Here is a 19710-nt window from a genome sequence, read left to right on the forward strand (position 1 = left end):
GGGCCTACACTTGATTTGACCAGACGATGCGCATGTAGGCCCGACCTTTAGGTTCGGGCGTGCAGCGGTCTAACCTCGTTCGAGGGCCGCTACGACCTCAACATGCCCGGTATTTGGAAACAGATCAAATCCTTCCAGGTGGGCTAGCGCATAGCCGGCGTCCAGGAGACGTCGCACGTCACGCGCGAAGGTTGCAACATCGCACGACACGTACACGAGGCGCGGGGCATTGGCAGCGATGATGCCTTGCATGGCCGGCCGAGAGATGCCGGTTCGTGGCGGATCGACGATGAGCGTGGAACGCGGTCCGAGCCCCTGGGCGCCAGCGAAGAAGCGCTCGACCGGGTCGTGTACCACTCGCAGCTTAGGAGAGAAGGGGCGCGCGTTCTCTTCGAGGTCGCGCGCGCTCACCGCATCACCCTCGACGGCAATCACCTCCGCTGCCCCGCGCACGCAGGCAGCCAGGGCAAACAGCCCGACACCCGCATAGAGATCGACGAGGAGACCATCACCTGTCCACCGCGTCACAGCGTCCACGAGCGCCGGCAGCAGGTAACGGTTCGCCTGAAAGAACGACGGCGCGTGACGCCGTACCTCGAGCCCCGTCGAGCTGGTCGCGCCCGGCACGATGGCTTCGATGGCATCCGCCACCCAAGGCTCGCCGCACAACGCTTCGACGCTGTCGTCCCGCTGGCGCGACCACGAGATTCCCGTGACGTCCGGTCCGGACGCCTCACGCCACGCCAGCCCTGGTCCGAAGCGTGCGCCACGTCTCGGGGTGAGGTGCAATACACGCGACGTGGCGGGCAGGTTCTCGGCAAGTTCGATCGTGTCGACGGTGTCTCGAACCGACGCGGGCAGGCGTGAGACCAACCGATCGACGGCGTCGAGGGCCTGGTCCATGATCTGGCCGCTGCCGCGCGCGCTGCAGAGAACGTGCGTGCCCTCGCGAAACCAGCCGGCCCGTCCGCCACGGACGTGAAAGCGCGCCCGGAGCCGGTACGCCTGCTCCGACGATGGGGTGACCGATGGCGGATCTGCAAGCTGCACGCGGCCGATCCGCCACAGCGCGTCGGCAATCACCTCCCGTTTGAGCTGGACCTGCGCTGGATAGGCAATGTGCGCATACGAGAGCCCACCACAGGCGGGATCCCTGGCAAGCGGCCGCCGATTGGCGGACGCCTCGATCACCTGCACGGTCATGGCATGCGCAACGTCGCGCGTAGTGCGCTCGACGCGCGCCAGCACCTGCTCGCCCGGAATCGCACCGGAAACGAGCACGACGCCGTCCGAAGACCGCGCCATCATGCGGCCTCCCACGACAGGCTTCTGGATCGTCAGCTCGACGAGATCGCCCGGCTTCAGCACAGTTTGGATTTGGCGCGGCCAAAGCCGCGCCCCTGGAGTTCCTACATTCGCGCGCTACAAACGAAATGTGGAGTACGTAGCGCGGGGCCTTTAGGCTCCCGCGTCGTCAGCCCAGCGCGATCAGCGGCAGCTGCAGATGGTCGCGCACCAGCTTCTCCACCGCCGCGTCACGCAATCGTCGGTAGTCTTCGGCCGACATGTGATCCCGATGCGAGGCCAACCGCGCCTCGGCCTCTTGCTCACACCGGGCGCTCTCCGACGCCGGCAGCGCGGCGCGTGCTGCCACCATCAGGCGAGAGTCGACGTCGACGAGGCGCTCCAGCATCTCCGCGCGGCGCGCACCGCGCGCCCGGCGCGATGCATCGTGCACGGCACCGAGCTCCCCGATCGCGACGTCCAGCGCCGCCTCGAACGCCGGTGAGTGCTGGACGGCTGCTCGAACCGACGTCAATCGCACCAACACACGTCGGAGGTGTTCAGGGAGCGAGGCTCGGTTCGAACCCGCCGCTTGCGCGCTCGCGGCAGCGACCTCGCGCACGGTGCTGGCTCCGCCATCAGCGGTTCGGGCGAAGAGCGGGCCCATGGCACGGCGCCATTCCTCGAAGGCCTCAAGCACCTCCGGCTCACAAAACTCGATGCGCACTGGCCGGCCGGGCCTGCGGCCGTGGGCACGCCGCTCGACGAGCCGATCGATGCCGCGCTGTGCGATCGGCAGCGGCACACCGCGTGCGTACCAACCGCTGACCATCTCGAACCCGGGACCAACGATTCGAATGAGATGCCCGCCATTCTTGCGGCACAAATACGCTTCGAGATCCCGGCAGTACTGACCGAGATCCATACCACCAGGACTGGGAACCGTGACCTCGGGACTCGCCATCTCACCACTCCCACGACAGCTCACCCGCGACAACGCGTTCGCGGCCCTCTGGTGTGTCGACGAGCAACGCGCCGGTGCTGTCGATGCCAGCGGTCACGCCGCGCCGCAGCCGACCTTGCGCCTCCCATCCGACACGCACGCCACGACTAGAGGGTGAGAGCTCGCGCCAGCGCTGCAGGACAGCCTGTAGGTCTCCAGCCAATGTCCGCCGGCGCCAGAACGCCAGCGCCGCGACAATGGCCGCAACCAACGCGCCGCGCTCACACGACCGCCCCAGCTCCCCCTCGATCGAGGTGGCAAGCTGCACGATCTCCCGTGGTCGTGGCGCTTCTCGCACGTTGACGCCGATGCCCACGATCACATGCTGCAGCTGCTCGCCAGTCACTGCCGCCTCCGCCAGGATCCCGGCCAGCTTCCTGCGACGCGCGCGTCCTGTAACGGGCACACGCGCCTCGACCACGACGTCGTTCGGCCACTTGATGGCAACAGCGAGGCCGGAAGCCTGCCGAATGCCCTCCGCGACCGCCACGCCGCTCATCACCGTCAGGAGTGCGGTCGCCGATCCGCCGCCCTGTGTCGTCAGGGACTCCGCACCCGTTGGACGAAAGACGATCGAGAAGTAGACGCCAGCTCCAGCCGGTGAGTGCCAGGTCCGGCCCCGGCGGCCGCGTCCAGCAGTCTGCTCCTCGGCGATGACAATCGTTCCCTCAGGTGCGCCGCCGGCTGCGAGCGCCGCCGCCTCGTCATTCGTCGATGCGACGATGGGACGAAACAGAACTCTGGTGGCAAAGGCGCCAGCATGTTGGACCACACCAGCCAGCGCTACGCCAAGATCGTTTGGGAGCTCTGACATCACAGGGGTCCCTGTTCCCTACTGTTCCCTGCCCCCTGACCCCTGTATTCAAAGCGCCTCGATGCTGAAAGTGAGATCGATGGCGCGCGCCGAATGAGTGATCGCGCCGACCGAGATGAACTCGGCGCCGAGGATCGCCAGCTCCGGCACACGGTCGAGCGTGACTCCGCCTGAGATCTCCACACGTGCGCGGCCGCGCGTCCGTTTGACCACTTCTCGCAAGGCGTCGACCTCCATGTTGTCGGCGAGGATGCGGTCCGCCCCGGCCTCGAGAGCCGCGTCGAGCTCATCGAGCGTCTTGACCTCGACCTCGATGGGCATGTCCTGGCCGGCTTCCTTCATGCGGGCCACGGCGCTCCGAACTCCACCTGCCACGGTCACGTGGTTGTCCTTGATGAGGATCCCGTCGTCGAGCGCCAGGCGGTGATTCACGCCTCCGCCGGCACGAACGGCGTACTTGTCCAGCGCACGCAGGGTCGGCGCGGTCTTGCGGGTATCGAGCACTGTCGTCCGACCGCCAGCGGCCTCCACGAAGGAACGGGTCAACGTCGCGATACCGCAAAGTCGCTGGAGGAAGTTCAACGCAGTGCGCTCCGCCGTGAGGAGCGCCACCGCGCGGCCAACCACCTCTCCAAGCTGAGTGCCAGCGCTGATCCGTGCGCCATCTTGCACGGCCCATGTCGCCACGGCATTCGGGTCGAGCTGCCGGAACGTCTCTGCCGCGATGTCGAGGCCGGCCACCACACACGGCTCGTTGGCAACGAGACGGCCGCGGCCGCGCAGGTCGCTCGGAACGGTCGCTTCCGTCGTCACGTCGCCCCAACCGAGATCTTCGGCGAGCGCGCGCCGCACCACCTCTCGGTAGAAGCCTGGCTCGAGTGGCGCAAATGGCGCGACCTTCATGCGACCAACTCCACCTCCACCCTGAATTGATCGCTTGCGACCAGTTCAAGTACTTGAATGAGGGCTGCGGCGCGCAAATCCGCATCTGCAGCGCGCAGGCGCTCGAGGCGAGCCGGCCTGTCGTGGACGATCGCACGCGCGACCGGCGCTTTGAGCGGCCGCTGGCCTTCCGACTTCGCACGGCGCACCTCGCCCAGCACCTCGACCGCCACCTCGAGTGTCTCGAGACCGGCCACGTGCTCGCCGCCAATGGCCGCCAGCACGTCATCGCTCGTGGGCCACTTGGCGCGGTGAACGGAATCAGTGTGCCACCAGGACCAGACCTCCTCGGTGGCAAAAGGGAGATACGGCGCGAACAGGCGGAGCATGACCGGCAGCGCGACCAGCATGGCACCGTTTGCCGAGGATGCGAGCTGCACACCTTGGTCGCCGTAGCGTCGCGACTTCACCAACTCGAGGTAATCGTCACAGAATCCCCAGAACAAGCGCTCGATACGATCGAGCGCACGCGCATATTCGTACTGCTCCAGATCGCGGGTGGTGTCGGCAACGACACGTGCCAGGCGCGTCAAGAGGCCGCGGTCCACCGACTCCGTCACCGGACCGCTCGGCTCCGGCCGGCTCAGCACGAACTTCGATGCGTTCAAGAGCTTGATGGCCAACCGGCGGCCTACGCGCATCTGCGCCGTTTCGAACGCGGTGTCCACGCCCGGCCCGCCGCTTGCCGCCCAGTAGCGCACGCCATCGGATCCGAACTCCTGAAGCAGGCCGAGCGGCGTCACCACGTTGCCCTTCGACTTCGACATCTTCTTGCGATCCGGGTCGAGCACCCAGCCAGAGATGGCGACGTGGCTCCACGGCAGCGAGTCGTGCTCCAGGTGAGCGCGCAGGACGGTGGTGAAGAGCCACGTTCGGATGATGTCGTGCGCCTGGGGCCGCAAATCCATCGGAAAGACGCGCTCGAACAAGCTCTCGTCCTCTTCCCACCCGGCCGCGATTTGCGGTGACAGCGACGAGGTGGCCCACGTATCCATCACGTCCGGGTCCGCCTGGAACCCTCCGGCCTGGCCCCGCTGCTCCGGACCGTATCCCTCCGGAGTGTCCGTCGACGGATCGATCGGCAGGCGGGTCTCGGACGGGACGATGGGATGGTCGTAGTCGGTCAGGCCGTCGGCGCCGACCGGATACCACACGGGAAACGGCACGCCAAAGAATCGCTGCCGGCTCACGCACCAGTCTCCCGTGAGACCATTCACCCAAGCCTCATAGCGGTGCCGCATGTGATCCGGCACCCACGTGAGCTCGCGACCACGCTCCAGCATCGCCTCGCGGAGCTCCGTCGCTTTGATGAACCACTGGCGACTCGTCACGATCTCGAGCGGGCGGTCACCCTTCTCGTAGAACTTGACGGCGTGCGTGATCGGGCGAGGCTCACCAACGAGATCACCGCTCTCCCGCAGGTCCTGGACGATGCGCGCACGCGCCTTGGCGATAGGGACCCCTTCGAGCGCCTCATAGAAGCGCCGCGCACGCTCGGGGTCGATCGACTCCCAGCCCGCGGCGCCCCAGCTCAACGGGCGCAGGCGCCCGTTCGATGCGATCACGCTGCGCACGGGCAGGTGCAGCTCTCGCCACCAGGTCACGTCGGTCAGGTCGCCGAACGTGCAGATCATGGCGATGCCCGTGCCTTTCTCAGGATCGGCAAGCTCGTGCGCACGTACGGGCACGCGTACGCCGAAGAGCGGTGTCACCACCTCCGATCCCACCAGCGGCCGATACCGCTCGTCGTTCGGATGTGCCACGAGGGCAACGCACGCTGGAATGAGCTCGGGCCTGGTCGTCTCGATCTCGACGGCGCCCTGCCGGTCCTGGTGAGCAAATCGGATGCGGTGATAAGCGCCCGGGACTTCGCGATCCTCCAGCTCTGCCTGCGCAACAGCCGTCCGGAAATCGACGTCCCAGAGAGTAGGGGCTTCCACTTGGTAGGCGAGACCACGCCCGAGCAACCGGAGGAATGCCCGCTGCGAAGCGCGTTGGGCCCGCGTGTCGATCGTGGCGTAGGTCATCGACCAATCGACGGACAGTCCCAAGTAGCGCCACAGCTCCTCGAACGCCTTCTCATCCTGTTGTGTGAGCTTGGAACAGAGCTCGATGAAGTTGGGGCGCGAGACGGCAATGACCTCTCGGCCAGGCTTCTCGGGCGGCGCGAAATGCGGGTCGTACGGCAGCGATGGATCGCACCGCACCCCGTAGTAGTTCTGCACGCGGCGCTCGGTCGGCAGCCCGTTGTCGTCCCACCCCATTGGGTAGAAGACAGACTTGCCTCGCATCCTCTGAAACCGCGCCACGACGTCGGTGTGCGTATACGACGCCACATGGCCGATGTGCAGGGTGCCACTCACAGTGGGAGGCGGCGTGTCGACCGCGTAGACCTCGGCCCGCGGACGAGATCTGTCGAAGCGATAGATCCCTTCAGCCTCCCACCGCGTCATCCACTTGGCCTCGAGGCCTTCGAGCGCTGGCTTATCGGGAGCGATGATAGGACTGTCGAGCGTCCGGCCGTCCGCCATAGAGCCACATCGTACTGGGTTCAGGCTGATGGGTCAAAAGGGAGGGCTTTCTACTTACGGACGTTGCCGCTGATGAAGTCCACGATCTGCTGCATGGGCGTACCGGGGATGAAGATCCCGCGGACGCCCATTCTCTGCAGCTTCTCGACGTCCTGGTCTGGGATGATTCCGCCCACCACGACCAATACGTCGTCCAGCTGGTGCTGCTCGAGAAGCGCCATCACTCGTGGGCAGATGTGGAGGTGCGCGCCCGAGAGAATCGACAAGCCGATGACGTCGGCGTCCTCTTGCAGGGCGGCTGCCACGATCTGCTCCGGTGTCTGTCGCAGACCGGTATAAATCACCTCCATGCCCGCATCCCGGAGGGCCCGAGCAATGACCTTTGCCCCTCGGTCGTGCCCATCGAGACCAGGTTTGGCGACAATGACACGTATCTTGCGCATTAGACCGTGGGCTGTTCCTCGTACTCGCCCCAGACTTCACGCAGCGCGTCGCACATCTCACCGAGGGTCGCGTAGGCTCGTACGGCATCGAGAATTGGGTACATCACGTTGTCGTGGCCCACGGCGGCCCGTTGCAAGGCGTCCAATGCCTGTTGCACGGCCGCGGGATCGCGGGTCGCGCGCAGCTCGTGCAGCCGTTGGCATTGTGTGTCCGACGCTTCTTCGTCGATGTAGAGGATGTCGATCGGCGACTGTTCCTCCTGGGCGAACTCGTTCACGCCCACGATGATCTGTTCCTTGCGCTCCACGGCCTGCTGGAATTGATACGCGCTCTCAGCAATCTCGCGCTGCGGATAGCCCTGTTCGACGGCCGTGACCATCCCGCCCATCCGGTCGATCGTCTCGAAGTAGCGGTACGCCTCCGCCTCGAGATCCCGCGTCAGCGCTTCGACGAAGTACGAGCCGCCTAGAGGGTCGACAACGTTGCTCACGCCGCTCTCGTTGGCGATGATCTGTTGTGTCCGCAAGGCGAGCGTGGCGGCCTGCGCGCTCGGCAAGGCGAGCGCCTCGTCCAACGAGTTGGTGTGGAGCGACTGCGTACCACCGAGCACCGCGGCAAGGGCTTGGATCGTCGTGCGCACGACGTTGTTGTAGGGCTGTTGGGCGCTCAACGAGACGCCCGCCGTTTGGCTGTGGAAGCGCAGCTTCCACGATCGCTCCGCTGTCGCACGGAATCGATCGCGCATCACATGCGCCCAGATGCGGCGCGCCGCGCGGTACTTGGCAATCTCCTCGAAGAAGTCGTTGTGGGCATTGAAGAAGAACGAGATGCGCGGTGCGAAGTCGTCCACATCGAGCCCTGCGTCGACGCCCCATTGCACGTACTCGATGCCGTCGCGCAAGGTGAATGCCAGCTCCTGCGCAGCCGTCGCGCCCGCTTCACGAATGTGATAGCCGCTGACCGAGATCGAGTTCCACCGCGGCACCTCCCGCGTGCAGAAGGCAAACACGTCGGTGATGAACCGCATGGAGGGCCGCGGCGGATAGATGTACTCCTTCTGCGCGATGTACTCCTTCAGGATGTCGTTCTGTATCGTGCCCGATAGTTGGCGCCAACTCGCCCCGGCCTTCTCCGCAACCACCAGGTACATCGCGAAGATCATGGCGGCCGGCGAATTGATGGTCATCGACGTGGTCACCGCCGAAAGGTCGATCCCCTCGAAGAGACGCTCCATGTCGGCTAGCGACGCCACGCTCACGCCGCACTTCCCTACCTCGCCGAGCGACATCGCATGGTCCGGATCGCGTCCCATCAACGTGGGCAAATCGAAGGCCACGCTCAGACCGGTTCCGCCGGCCGCCAGCAGCTCCTTGTAGCGCCCGTTTGTCGCCTCCGGCGTCCCGAAGCCCGCGAACTGCCGCATCGTCCATGGCTTGCCACGATAGCCGGTGGCGTGGATACCGCGGGTGTAGGGAAAGACACCCGGATCGGCGAGGTCACGCGTGTAGTCCCAGTTCGGCAGGTCTTCCGGCGTGTAGAGCCGCCCGACCTCACGGCCGGATACGGTCTTGAAAGAGGCGCGACGCTCCGGCGCTTTCTCGAGCGCCGGTGCCAATGTGTCTCGCTCCCAGTCGGCGCGGGTTGATTGTTGCGGCTCGATCGTCTTGCTCACACCAATCAGCTCCCAACCCTGAAGCCTACGAGCTGGCGGGCGGATTTTTCGCCAGCCGCGGCCTTCAGCTCGACGAGAAAGTCTCCTGGTGGCAGGCCGGCCAACGGGAGATCGACCTGCCACGTGTACAGCCCGCCCTGGGGCGCCTCTCCCACTTGCAGATCCGACATCGGCTGGCCCTGCCGATTGAGCAGACGAGCCGAAGGCTGGAGGCCTCGATTGCCGCCAGGTCCGGCCCCGGCAAACCGGATCAACAGCCGCTCGGTGCGGCTGAACTGGCGTGATGGCGTCGGCACGGCGTTGGGACTCTTGCTCGCCTCTCGAAACTCGACGGCGGTCCGCATGCGGTACACGGCCGGCGTGGCGACGTGAACCTCCGGCGTGGTGAAGTCCGGGACACTGATATCCAGGAGATCGGAGTCCACCACACCGCCGTCCTTACCCTCCGCGGCGAGCCTGACCTGCATCGGACCAGGCGGTGCGGTGAAGGTCACCGGGGCATTGGCCGAGCCGTTCTCCGGGACAACACCGCGGAAGTACGGTGTACCGCCGCTGCCCGCCGCGGTGACGCGGACACGCGCCACGCGATCCTCCCGCCCAGTGACCGCGCCGGAGGCCGGCTCCCAGACGAACATGACCTGCGATTGCCCGTTCTCGCCTGGCGACGAGCCAACCCACGTCCGAATCACCTCCGCCCGGCCTGGCCGCTCGACCGCCGCGAGCGCGTCGGTGACGTCGCGTGGTGGTCCAGGCTTGGTCGCTTCCGTCATACGCTTCACGTCCGCCTCGTTGTAGGCCCAATAGCCGCGCCGCGCCCGTACGTCGACATCGTCGCGCTTCACGCGCACTTTGATTTCGTGGAACTTGCCATCGGTCGCTTTGGTGGTCGTGTAACCCAAGAGATAATAGGCGCTCGAATCGCGCAACATCTGATTCAGCCCGCTCATGAGGTCGTTCTGGTTGACGATGGCGCGGCCGTCGGTCTCGTCGGCCAGGACCCGCAGCGTGTCCATCGTCTCGCGGAGCGAGCCCGCGTCGGTGGTGAGCGGCACGGAGGGTTGGCTCACATCGTACTCGAATGCCGCGAGGCCGCGCGGATCGAGCGCGTAGATCGACGTGTTATTGCGGTTGGCCGAGGCAAAGGCTTCGCGCACATAGACGTGTAAGTCGCTGTTCGCGAAGAAGCGCGCACGATCCTCGTTCATATCCCCACCCAACGTGGGATTGCGCCGATTGGTGTTGCCGAAGCCTGGCATCGACGCGACCGGATCGTTCATCTGCGGCGGGACGTAGTTCGAGTAGCCTTCACTCACGAGCACGACCGTCTTGCGTCCCTCGCGCATGCCGCCGAGCTTCACCATCAAGCCCTCCAGGGCGGAGAGGCTCACCTGATTGCGAATGCGCTCCACGACCTCGACCGGATAGTTGGCGTACCGCTCCTCGAACTCGTTGCGTGGAAAGTAGTCGCCCTTGCGTCCGAGAAAGCTGCGCATCGCGGACGCGACGAGACGGCGGTTCCGCGTGAACTTCACCTCCGACAGTGAGGTGAGCGGGGTCATCACGGCCACCATGTCCGTCGTACCGAGATGGTTGTCGACCCAGTCGGCCAAGACCTGCCGGACGAAGAGGTCTGCGCCGCGGCGCACATGGTAATCGTCCAAGAAGATGACCATGAGGCGGACGTCCTCGCGCGCGGCTTCCGACTCCTCGACATAGTCAGACGTGATGGCGCGCGGCGACGCTTCACCCGGATCTGGCTCACCGGTCACACGGATGAGGCGAAACGCCTCGATGCGCTGTGGCTCACCGTCTTCTCGCAGCTCGAAGTCACGGGCCGTCAGATCGGTAATGGGATTGCCCTTCCGATCGGTGACGATCGCGTCGACCCGCACGAAGTTGATGCCGGTACGAAACGTCGGCTGCTCGGGAGCCTCGGCTTGCTCCTGATTGCCCGCTTGACCGGGCTCCTGCTTCTGCTCCTGCTCCTGCTCGGTTGGCGCGGCGGGCGGCTTTTCCGCCTGCTCGGCCGGTGGGCGCTCTGGCGGCGGCGCCTGCGGGCTCTGGCCCGCTGCATCGCGAGACGCCGCCGCGGCGGCTTCGGCGCCATGATGCACCACCTGGACGGCTGCGGCGCCCGCGAGGACGCACGCCACCCAGGCGGCAACGAATCGCTTGCGTAAGTGCCTGGAAGTCATTGGACTCTTGCCTCGAGTGTGCCACGCTCGGTGGGGATATTTGGTAATGATAACATTCACGCGGATTCTTGCGGGCCGCAGCTTCGCAAAAGTTCTTGCACCGGCGGACACATGGGTGACCCTTTACTCGACACGCCCCTCCCTCTGACGCGTCTGTCGGAAGACGAAACCCTCTTCCGTGACAGCATCCGGCAGTTTGCCGACGAAAAGGTCCGGCCGCGCGTCGGCGAGATGGACGAGCACGCCCTGTTGGACGCCGACCTCGTGCGGCAGCTCTTCGAGCTCGGCGTGATGGGCATCGAGATCCCGGAGTCGGACGGCGGGGCCGGTGGGCGGTTCTTCCATGCCGTGCTCGCGGTCGAGGAACTGTCGCGTGTCGATCCGTCCGTTGGTGTTCTCGTGGATGTCCAGAACACGCTCGTCATCAACGCGCTGCTGCGTTGGGGCCACGACAGCGTGAAGCGACGGTACCTCCCAAAGCTCGCAACCACCTGGATCGGCGCTTACGCGCTCTCGGAAGCCGGCTCCGGCAGCGACGCCTTTGCCATGGGCGCACGCGCCGTCGAAACCGACGATGGCTTTCGACTCTCCGGACAGAAGCTCTGGATCACCAACGGGAACGAAGCGACCCTCTTCCTCGTCTTTGCGAACCTCAATCCAGAGGCGGGCTACCGTGGTATCACGGCCTTTCTGGTCGAGCGCGGCTTCGAAGGCTTCACCGTGGGCAAGAAGGAAGACAAGCTTGGTATTCGCGCGAGCAGTACGTGCGAGCTCCTCTTCGAGCAGTGTCGAGTGCCGCACGACAACCTGGTCGGTGAGCGCGGCAAGGGGTACAAGGTCGCCATCGATACGCTGAACGAAGGCCGCATTGGCATTGGCGCGCAGATGGTCGGGCTCGCGCGTGGCGCGCTCGAGCAGGCGATCAAGCACACGAAGGAGCGCAAGCAGTTCGGCAAGCCGGTCGCGGAATTCCAGGGCGTTCAGTTCCAGCTCGCCCGCGCGGCTACCGAGGTCGAGGCCGCGCGCCTGCTCGTCTACAACGCCGCGCGGCTGCGCGACGCCGGCCATCCCTTCCTCACGGAGGCAGCAATGTGCAAGCTCTTCTCCTCCGAGGTGGCAGAACGGACGGCGTCGCTCGCAGTGAACCTGCTGGGCGGATACGGCTTCGTCAGGGACTATCCCGTCGAGAAGCTCTATCGCGACGCCAAGATCGGGCAGATCTACGAGGGCACCTCGAATCTGCAGCTTCAAACGATCGCCAAGCAGATTCTCGGTGGTTAGTCACACTACGAAGCCTTCTTCGTGAGCTTCGTGTTCTTCGTGATTCAATCTTCGTAACCTTCGTGCGCTTCGTGGTTTGGTCTTCGTGATCTTCGTGTCCTTCGTGGTTTCGACTTTGTGATCTTCGTGGTTTCGAATGGACTTCGACCTCAGCCCGGAGCAGCAAGCATTCTTGGAGCTCGTCGAGCGGTTCGCGCGTGAGGAGGTGTCGCCGTGCGCAGCCGCGATCGATGAGCACGACGAGTTTCCGCGCGATCTCGTCAGTCGGGCAGCTGCCCTTGGCCTGATGGGGATTACGGTGCCGGACGCGTACGGCGGCGGGGGTCGCGACCATGTCACGTATGCGCTCGCGCTCGAGGCGGTCGCTCGCGCGAGCGCCACCCTCGCGGTGATCCTCGCCGTGAACAACTCGCTGCTCGCATCCCCCCTCGTTGCCTTTGCGGACGCCGACCAGAAAACCCGCTGGCTCCGTCCCTTGGCCTCCGGGGCTGCAGTTGGCGCATTCGCGCTGTCCGAGGAGCAGTCGGGCACCGATGCGTTCAATGTGCAGACCCGCGCCACGGTCGATGGTCGCGGATATCGGCTCAACGGCCACAAGGTGTGGACGGCCAATGCTGTCGCGGCGGATGTCGCGTTGGTTTTCGCCGCCTCTGAACCGGGTTCGCGCGGCCGAGCGCTCAGCGCCTTTGTCGTGCCGCTCGACGCGGAGGGCATCGTCCGCATTGCGCGCAACGACTCACTCGGCGTGCGCGGCCTCGGCTGCATGGATCTCGAGCTGCGTGACGTCTACGTCGACGAGAGCCACGTCATCGGGGGACCTGGACAGGGCCTTCGCGTGGCGCATCGTGCGCTCGAGAACGGCCGTATCGCCGTGGCCGCCCAAGCGCTCGGAATCGGACAAGCGGCCCTGGACGAAGCGCTGCAACACGCGCGGCGACGCGAGACGTTCGGCCAGCCGATTGGCAGCTATCAGGCGATCCAGTGGATGCTCGCCGATATGGCCACCGAGCTGGACGCCGCACGGATGCTCACCTACAAGGCTGCCGCACTGGCGGATTCTCAAGATTGGGTCGCGCCAGAAGCCGCCATGGCCAAGCTCTACGCCTCCGAAGCCGCGCATCGCGCCGCAGACCGCGCCATGCAGATTCTTGCCTCGGCCGGCTATCGCCGCGGATCGCGCGTCGAACGCCTCTTTCGCGACGTGCGCGCGACGGAAATCTACCAGGGCACGTCGGAAGCCCAGCGCATGATCATCGCAGAGGCGATTCTCGGCGAGTAGCAATGACGATTTATTGAGCCCGCTCGCGTCCTATAGTATCATGTCGATAAATGACTGATACTAAACGGTCGGTCGCTCAGGCGATTACGCGCCCATCGGGCCGTTTCGTGGTGAGGATCGATCCCGGCCTCCACGCGATGTTGCGGGAAGCGGCGCGGCGGGCCGGTGTCTCCTTGAATGATTACTGCGCGTGGAAGCTGGCGCTGCCTAGCAGCTCGATTGGGCCGGCTGCGGAGGTCGTGAGGCGGGCCGCGCAGTTGTTCAGTGGTGGGCTGGTGGGCGTCCTGGCCTTCGGCTCATGGGCCCGGGAGGAGCTCGCCCAGAGCTCCGATGTGGACGTGCTCGTGGTCGTCGAACCGAGCTTCGCGATCACGCGCGAGCAGTATCGGACGTGGGACGCCGAACCAATCTGCTGGGACTCTCATCCCGTCGAGGCGCATTTTGTTCACCTGCCGGACCGGCGCGGCCGCGTATCCGGGATTTGGGCCGAGGCGGCAGTGGATGGGGCTGTGCTGTTCGATCGAGATCTGTCCTTGTCGAGACGGCTCGTCGACATTCGTCGCCGTATTGTTGCCGGCGAGATCGTGCGGCGCTGGGTGCACGGTCAGCCCTACTGGGTGGAGGCCGCGTAAGGTGCGTAACGTGAACCTTGCGCAGGACTACATGCGGCGCGCCGAGATTCGGTTGCGAACGCTCGACCTGTTTGTCGAGGCCGAGAGCTGGGCCGACGTCGTGCGCGAGTCGCAGGAGATCGTCGAGCTCACGCTCAAAGCCTTGCTGCGCGCCGCGGGCATTGATCCCCCCCGGGTTCACGACGTGTCTAGCGTACTGCTGGCCGAGCGTGCACGGGTTCCGCAGGTGCTGGGGCCACAGCTCGAGACGCTGGCCGAGGCATCACGGCAGCTCCGGCGCGACCGCGAACTGGCCTTCTACGGGGCCGAGGACATCACGCCATCCGACTTCTACACGCGGCAGGATGCCGAGCAGGCGCGCGGCAGGGCGCAGCGAACCGTGGAGCTGGTGAAGCCACACATCCGATCCCCGGTTGAGGCACCCGCCCCTCAGCCGTCGCCGCCCGATGGCGACTGACGAACGCAGGGAGGACCACGCGCAAATCCCAGCAGGTTCAGACGGTGGCATCCCGGACAGTCGGATTCGTCCGCTACCCAATAGCTCTTGACCAAGCGGGGCCCACGCCACCGTTCCCTCTTCAAAGGTGTCGCGCTCTGACAGGATCGACGCGCGTGGCGCGGAGCGCGGGAAGTGCACCGGCAACAAACATACTATGTCCAGATCTCACCGTTCCTGAGCTCGTCAATCTAGCGACACACTGTCGTCACGACTTCGCCACGACGGCGTCCTACCATCTCCCGCTGGCTCCACTCGAGCGTGGCCACCCGTCGGCATCGGACCTATGAGAAGGGGGAACGTCCATGCGCCAGCAGGTCATCATTCTGTGTCTCGCCGCGGTCATCACGGTGTCGGCAAGTCCTGCACCGCCCGAAGCCGCTCAAGACACCGGCAAGTATGCCAACCACAGGCATCCGAGGTGGCACCGGGGGGATCGCGTGCAGCTCGGCCCGCGCCCGTTCTTCCTCGTCAACGACATGGAAGACGGCCGGCTCAAGCGCAGGCTCCAGCGCTGCTCCGCCGGGCCGTTCAGGAAGACCGACTTCTCCATCGGCCACCGTGGGGCGGCGCTGCAGTTCCCGGAGCACACGCGTGAGTCCTACGAAGCGGCCGCCCGCATGGGCGCGGGAATCGTCGAGTGCGATGTGACCTTCACTCAGGATCTGGAGCTCGTGTGCCGGCACTCCCAAGGCGACCTCCACACCACCACGAATATTCTCCTCACGCCGCTCGCGAGCAAGTGCGCGGCACCGTTCACGCCCGCGGTCCTCGGGCCCGACGGCAGCGTCATCACGCCAGCCACGGCGGAATGTCGGACGAGCGACATCACGCTGGCGGAGCTCAAGCAGCTGACCGGCAAGATGGAGGCCTTCAACCCCGCCGCTCAAACGCCCGAGGAGTTTGTCGGTGGCACGCCGAGCTTTCGCACGGATCTGTACGTCGGTCCCACCAGCGGCCACCTCTTGAGTCACAAGGAGAGCATCGCGCTCTTCAAGAGGCTGGGCGTGAAGATGACGCCGGAGCTCAAGGCCCCGAGCGTGACCATGCCGTTCAACGGATTTACGCAAGAGGCGTACGCCCAGAAAATGATCGACGAGTACAAAGAGGCGGGCGTTTCTCCCCGAGACGTATGGCCGCAGTCCTTCAGTCAAGAGGACGTCTTGTACTGGGTCCAGCACGAGCCGGCGTTCGGCAGGCAAGCCGTGTATCTCGACGATGCCAACGACGTCTCGGAGCTGCCGAGCTTTGCCGAGTTGGTCGACTACAAGTCCATGGGCATCAACATCGTCGCGCCGCCCACGTTTGCGTTGCTGGCCCTGGACGAGCGGAACGAGATCGTGCCGTCGCAGTATGCCAGGGACGCCAAACGCGCCCGCCTCGACATCATCACCTGGACTCTGGAGCGCTCGGGCACCCTCGCCGATGGAGACAACGGGTTCTATTTTCAAACCATCGATGCCGCCATCACGCGCGAGGGCGACCTGATGACGGTGCTCGATGTGCTCGCCAGAGACGTCGGCATTATGGGCGTCTTCTCCGACTGGGCCGCGCCGGTGACCTACTACGCCAACTGCATGGGGCTGCAGTAAGATGCCTATCGTCTCGTCGCATTTTCGCGAGAGGCCCTGGGTGTCTCTTCCTTGCCCCGGCACGAGGTCATGCACTCGCCGATAGTCGTGAACGAAGATGACGATCGCTTCTCCATCGCCGAGTCGAGCACTCCCGGCGCCGGCGATGGCCTGTTTGCGCGGGTGCCGCTTGAGAAGGGGGCACGCCTCAGAGTCGTAGGGGTGCGCGTCGCGCCCAATTCGGTGGCCGATCGCTGCACCCGTTACGCTGATGAGCACAAGTATCGGGTCGGCGATTCCCTACTGATCCCGCTGGGATACGGTGCGATGGCCAATCATTCGTCGACGCCCAACGTGGCGAAGGTCGTTGACGGCCACGACGTGTATCTACAGGCTCTGAGAGACATTGAAGCCGGCGAAGAGCTGTGCTTCGCATACGATGCTTACGCACTCGAGCGTTTTGGAATCCCAACGACATGACCCCTGGCAAACCTGACGCTGGTGGAATGGCGGTTGGCACTGGCTCGCCCCGAGCGGAGTCGAGGGGCATTCCTCGAGTCGTCATGCCGACCGACGACGCTTCCACGTTCACGAACACCGGCGGCGCAGGGATCAACCGCCTCGTTGCGCTGGACGACTTGCTGCTCATCGACAACATCGGTCGCAACTTCGAGATTAGGCGACTCACCGGCGAGGGCCACGAGCCAGCATTCACGCAGATAGCCCGCTACGACGTGACGATCTTTCCAGGCGAGGACATTCCCTCGATCCTGGACCTCGACGTGCACGGAGCCTCTCTCAGCGCGGATGGCTCGTTGCTGCTGGTCTGCAACCACTACGGCCACGTCCGATGCTTCGAGTGGCCAGTACCGCGCACGCCGACGGGTGGCCGCCTGACGTCGAGCGTCGAGGTACAGCTTCTCGGCGATACAGAGCGCGTCCTGTTTTGCGACGACTGTCTGATCGTCTCATCTCCTCGCGGGTCCTACACTCTGGACCCACCGACGCCGGGCATCGTCGTCTCGGAGCGGGTGACGTCTTCTCGAGCGTCAGCGCGAGCCGTACCGCCGCGGCGGCTCACCTACGTTCCGGCGCTGCAGGATTGGGGGACGGTTATCGGCCTTGCCATCGACACACGCTTGCAGCTGCTTGCGGTGGCAAGTGGTGATCGCGTCGGAGTGTTCGGCCTCGAGAGCACGAAAGACGGACTGCGCGTGGGCCGCTGTCTCTGGAAGAAGACCGTGGCGCACTCGACGCAATGGCTCGTGATTGATTCGCTGCGCGAACGCCTGCTCTCGGCTGGGCACGATGGCACCGACAGCGATCCAGACGGCGACGACTGGAATGCTTGCCGAGGCGGTGTGCTCAACATGTTCAGCCTTCGTGGAGAGGTCCTGTCGGTCACGGCCCTCCCGGACACCACCGCGTGGGGCTATGGCAGCGATCCGCTTGTGCTGTCGTCGGATGGCACGGTGGTCTACGCCGTGGATCGGACTGCCGGGCTGCATGCGCTCGATGTGGCGACAGGACGTATTGAGGAGGTTTGCGGGGGACTGCGTATGCCCGATGGTCAACTAATGCCGTCGCTCGGGATCGGACACTGCGCTCTCGTGGACCGGAGGCTGTACGCCGGATTCAGCCGCGGCGGATACCGTCTCTTCCATTACGACACTAGCGCGGCGGCTCCGGTGAGGAAGCGGTCAAGAGGGTGACGCGAACCGACGGATACCGGTCTTGGAACCCTTCGTCGAGCGTGACGAGATCGGCATCTGCCGCCAGGGCGAATGCCGCGAGATAGTCATCCGTCCAAAGCTTATGGCTCCGATCGTCTTTCTTGGAGAAGGCGACCCAGAGAGGGACAAGGCGATCTGGCTCATCGCGAAAACTCACTCGTGGGTCTGCCATCAACACCTCGACGAAGTCCCAGGCCTGTCGTCGGGTTAACGCATCGGTTCCGGTCACGGCGGAGTTCGTCGTGTGCCGCAGGAGCGCCATCTGCGTCACGCGGCAAAGCGCGAGCTCACTATCCTGCCGATCGAACCACGCCTTGGTCACAGCATGGTGGACGTGCCGCGCCCAGATTGTGGCCAACCAGACGTTGCTGTCGAGCAGCTTCGTCACGACCTTCTCGACGTCCGACGAACGTAGTCCACGTCCTCATCGGCCTCGATTCGTGCCAGCGTGTCATTCGTGAGCTCAACCTTGGCACCGCGCGGATCGCCGAAGAGGGGAACCTGGGCACGCTCATGTCCACCAGCGCCGCCAGGCTGCCCAAGTAGTGACTCGACGGCCCGCGTCACCAAGGTCTTCAGTGACTCTCCCTGCGAGGCTGCTCGCGCTTTCGCGGCACGGAAGAGGTCGTTGGGCAGGTCGATCGTTGTGCGCATAAATACATAAAAGCATGCCCAGCCACTCACGTCAAGCTATGCTCGCTCATCTACCATGAGGCGCGAGCCAGGAAGACATCCCATGCCCGTTAGTGGAGACGACAGTAGTTGATGCCCAGGACCCACGCAACGCCGGTCCTGTGACCGATCGCGGCGACCTGTCCAAGGGGCCGCGAGAAGGGATTTCGACACGAGCTCGTTAGCCCTTGTCGTCCTTCACGAGGCGTGCGAAGACCGGACGCAGACGTTGGGCGGTCTCCGACAACGATTCGGGCAGAACACGGGCGGTGCCGAACACCGTCATGAAGTTCGTGTCACCCGTCCAACGCGGCACGACGTGGATGTGCAGATGATCGAGAACCCCTGCCCCAGCCGCCTTGCCGAGATTGATGCCCACGTTGAGGCCCTGAGGCGCATAGACATCGGTCAACGCGAGCTCGGCGAGCCGTGTGAGGCCGATGAGCTCCTGGAGCTCCTGCGGCGTCGCCTCGGCGAGCGTGCTGAAGTGACGCCGCGGCACCACCATCAAGTGGCCATTGTTGTAAGGAAACAAGTTGATGATCACGAAGGCATCGCGGCCTTCGTGCACGAGCAGGGCGCGGGTCTCGTCATCGGGATCCGCCGCCGCACAGAAGACACAGCCATCGGCGTCCTTGGCGCCGGTCACGTACGCCATTCTCCAAGGAGACCAGAGATAATCCACGGATGTCGTCGCAGGAGCGGTGTTCCGGAGCCGCGTTGGAGCGCGCAGGACGCCTCGGCGAGGCGTCCCTACCCACCCGAGTCGTCGCCAGACGCCGCGAGCGGCGCGGCCGTCGCGTCGTCCATCGGTGCGCGGTTGATGAGATCCTTGAGCTCCTTACCGGGCTTGAAGTACGGCACTTTCTTGGGCGGCACGTCCACCCGGTCGCCTGTCTTGGGATTGCGACCGCGCCGCGGCTCACGTCGACGCAGCCGAAAACTGCCAAACCCACGGAGCTCGATCTTCTCGCCGCGGTGCAAGGCATCGATGACGCTCTTGACCACCGTATCGACGATGATTTCGGAGTGCTTCTTCGTGAGGTCGGACACCCGGGACACTTCTTCGACGAGGTCCGCCTTCGTCATGTCACCCCCTGGTCAGGTGATACGGTGAGGGGGTGACAACGTGAGGGGGTGATGGGGTGATAGGCTGACGAT

19 protein-coding genes and 1 pseudogene are annotated in these 19710 nt (G+C 65.0%); 8 read left to right on the top strand and 12 right to left on the bottom strand.

Translation table 11 applies throughout. From position 1 onward, the window contains the following. Positions 1-69: 69 nt before the first annotated feature. The 8 genes from GEV06_01230 to GEV06_01265 form a co-directional block, all read right to left on the bottom strand. The gene (locus tag GEV06_01230) at positions 70-1368 is read right to left on the bottom strand and encodes a hypothetical protein (GenBank protein MPZ16527.1); all 1299 of its coding nucleotides are present in this window, start codon (positions 1366-1368) and stop codon (positions 70-72) included. A 106-nt stretch (positions 1369-1474) separates the two neighbouring features. Beyond that, the gene (locus tag GEV06_01235) at positions 1475-2248 is read right to left on the bottom strand and encodes a hypothetical protein (protein MPZ16528.1); all 774 of its coding nucleotides are present in this window, start codon (positions 2246-2248) and stop codon (positions 1475-1477) included. Between the two features lies 1 nt (position 2249). Next, the gene (locus GEV06_01240; protein ID MPZ16529.1) at positions 2250-3101 is read right to left on the bottom strand and encodes a biotin--[acetyl-CoA-carboxylase] ligase; all 852 of its coding nucleotides are present in this window, start codon (positions 3099-3101) and stop codon (positions 2250-2252) included. Positions 3102-3149: 48 nt separating this feature from the next. After that, positions 3150-4004 (bottom strand): carboxylating nicotinate-nucleotide diphosphorylase, encoded by an 855-nt coding sequence (gene nadC, locus GEV06_01245; protein ID MPZ16530.1) that lies wholly within the window; start codon positions 4002-4004, stop codon positions 3150-3152. Beyond that, positions 4001-6574 carry a valine--tRNA ligase gene (gene valS / locus GEV06_01250; protein MPZ16531.1) on the bottom strand — a complete coding sequence of 858 codons (2574 nt, stop codon included), beginning with the start codon at positions 6572-6574 and terminating at the stop codon, positions 4001-4003. The genes nadC and valS overlap by 4 nt, the downstream gene beginning before the upstream one ends. Positions 6575-6624: 50 nt before the next feature. Further along, positions 6625-7017 carry a methylmalonyl-CoA mutase gene (locus GEV06_01255; GenBank protein MPZ16532.1) on the bottom strand — a complete coding sequence of 131 codons (393 nt, stop codon included), beginning with the start codon at positions 7015-7017 and terminating at the stop codon, positions 6625-6627. After that, the gene (locus GEV06_01260; GenBank protein ID MPZ16533.1) at positions 7017-8690 is read right to left on the bottom strand and encodes a methylmalonyl-CoA mutase; all 1674 of its coding nucleotides are present in this window, start codon (positions 8688-8690) and stop codon (positions 7017-7019) included. The genes GEV06_01255 and GEV06_01260 overlap by 1 nt, the downstream gene beginning before the upstream one ends. 5 nt (positions 8691-8695) lie before the next feature. Continuing rightward, on the bottom strand, positions 8696-10807 hold the full coding sequence (locus GEV06_01265) for a VWA domain-containing protein (GenBank protein MPZ16534.1): 2112 nt from the start codon (positions 10805-10807) through the stop codon (positions 8696-8698). On the opposite strand from GEV06_01265, the gene GEV06_01270 reads away from it, so the two are divergent. From GEV06_01270 to GEV06_01305, 8 genes and pseudogenes are all read left to right on the top strand, one after another. Continuing rightward, complete coding sequence (locus GEV06_01270; protein MPZ16535.1) at positions 10720-10932, top strand: hypothetical protein; 213 nt, start codon at positions 10720-10722, stop codon at positions 10930-10932. The genes GEV06_01265 and GEV06_01270 overlap by 88 nt on opposite strands. A gap of 64 nt (positions 10933-10996) precedes the next feature. Then, positions 10997-12166 carry an acyl-CoA dehydrogenase gene (locus GEV06_01275; GenBank protein MPZ16536.1) on the top strand — a complete coding sequence of 390 codons (1170 nt, stop codon included), beginning with the start codon at positions 10997-10999 and terminating at the stop codon, positions 12164-12166. Between the two features lie 136 nt (positions 12167-12302). After that, entirely contained in the window at positions 12303-13445 is a 1143-nt protein-coding gene (locus tag GEV06_01280; protein MPZ16537.1) for an acyl-CoA dehydrogenase, read from the top strand. Between the two features lie 50 nt (positions 13446-13495). Next, a pseudogene (locus GEV06_01285) lies at positions 13496-13636 on the top strand (toxin-antitoxin system HicB family antitoxin). Positions 13637-13775: 139 nt separating this feature from the next. Next, complete coding sequence (locus GEV06_01290; GenBank protein MPZ16538.1) at positions 13776-14534, top strand: HEPN domain-containing protein; 759 nt, start codon at positions 13776-13778, stop codon at positions 14532-14534. Between the two features lie 344 nt (positions 14535-14878). Beyond that, on the top strand, positions 14879-16165 hold the full coding sequence (locus GEV06_01295; GenBank protein MPZ16539.1) for a glycerophosphodiester phosphodiesterase: 1287 nt from the start codon (positions 14879-14881) through the stop codon (positions 16163-16165). 69 nt (positions 16166-16234) lie between these two features. Next, the gene (locus GEV06_01300; protein ID MPZ16540.1) at positions 16235-16624 is read left to right on the top strand and encodes an SET domain-containing protein-lysine N-methyltransferase; all 390 of its coding nucleotides are present in this window, start codon (positions 16235-16237) and stop codon (positions 16622-16624) included. An 83-nt stretch (positions 16625-16707) separates the two neighbouring features. Beyond that, complete coding sequence (locus tag GEV06_01305; protein ID MPZ16541.1) at positions 16708-17856, top strand: hypothetical protein; 1149 nt, start codon at positions 16708-16710, stop codon at positions 17854-17856. On the opposite strand, the gene GEV06_01310 is transcribed toward GEV06_01305, so the two are convergent. From GEV06_01310 to GEV06_01325, 4 genes are all read right to left on the bottom strand, one after another. After that, the gene (locus GEV06_01310; protein ID MPZ16542.1) at positions 17816-18256 is read right to left on the bottom strand and encodes a PIN domain-containing protein; all 441 of its coding nucleotides are present in this window, start codon (positions 18254-18256) and stop codon (positions 17816-17818) included. The genes GEV06_01305 and GEV06_01310 overlap by 41 nt on opposite strands. Before the next feature lie 5 nt (positions 18257-18261). Beyond that, entirely contained in the window at positions 18262-18531 is a 270-nt protein-coding gene (locus tag GEV06_01315; protein MPZ16543.1) for a hypothetical protein, read from the bottom strand. A 199-nt stretch (positions 18532-18730) separates the two neighbouring features. Continuing rightward, positions 18731-19234, bottom strand: coding sequence for an HIT domain-containing protein (locus GEV06_01320; GenBank protein MPZ16544.1), 504 nt, complete (start codon positions 19232-19234; stop codon positions 18731-18733). 68 nt (positions 19235-19302) lie between these two features. After that, positions 19303-19638 carry an integration host factor subunit beta gene (locus GEV06_01325; protein MPZ16545.1) on the bottom strand — a complete coding sequence of 112 codons (336 nt, stop codon included), beginning with the start codon at positions 19636-19638 and terminating at the stop codon, positions 19303-19305. Positions 19639-19710 lie beyond the last annotated feature (72 nt).

It is taken from the genome of Luteitalea sp. (assembly GCA_009377605.1).
Taxonomy (GTDB): Bacteria; Acidobacteriota; Vicinamibacteria; order Vicinamibacterales; family Vicinamibacteraceae; genus WHTT01.

Coding starts and splice junctions, on each gene's coding strand:
- GEV06_01235 (MPZ16528.1), bottom strand. CDS start 2,248: ATGGCGAGTCCCGAGGTCACGGTTCCCAGTCCTGGTGGTATGGATCTC.
- GEV06_01240 (MPZ16529.1), bottom strand. CDS start 3,101: ATGTCAGAGCTCCCAAACGATCTTGGCGTAGCGCTGGCTGGTGTGGTC.
- nadC (MPZ16530.1), bottom strand. CDS start 4,004: ATGAAGGTCGCGCCATTTGCGCCACTCGAGCCAGGCTTCTACCGAGAG.
- valS (MPZ16531.1), bottom strand. CDS start 6,574: ATGGCGGACGGCCGGACGCTCGACAGTCCTATCATCGCTCCCGATAAG.
- GEV06_01255 (MPZ16532.1), bottom strand. CDS start 7,017: ATGCGCAAGATACGTGTCATTGTCGCCAAACCTGGTCTCGATGGGCAC.
- GEV06_01275 (MPZ16536.1), top strand. CDS start 10,997: ATGGGTGACCCTTTACTCGACACGCCCCTCCCTCTGACGCGTCTGTCG.
- GEV06_01280 (MPZ16537.1), top strand. CDS start 12,303: ATGGACTTCGACCTCAGCCCGGAGCAGCAAGCATTCTTGGAGCTCGTC.
- GEV06_01290 (MPZ16538.1), top strand. CDS start 13,776: ATGTGGACGTGCTCGTGGTCGTCGAACCGAGCTTCGCGATCACGCGCG.
- GEV06_01295 (MPZ16539.1), top strand. CDS start 14,879: ATGCGCCAGCAGGTCATCATTCTGTGTCTCGCCGCGGTCATCACGGTG.
- GEV06_01300 (MPZ16540.1), top strand. CDS start 16,235: ATGCACTCGCCGATAGTCGTGAACGAAGATGACGATCGCTTCTCCATC.
- GEV06_01305 (MPZ16541.1), top strand. CDS start 16,708: ATGCCGACCGACGACGCTTCCACGTTCACGAACACCGGCGGCGCAGGG.
- GEV06_01315 (MPZ16543.1), bottom strand. CDS start 18,531: ATGCGCACAACGATCGACCTGCCCAACGACCTCTTCCGTGCCGCGAAA.
- GEV06_01325 (MPZ16545.1), bottom strand. CDS start 19,638: ATGACGAAGGCGGACCTCGTCGAAGAAGTGTCCCGGGTGTCCGACCTC.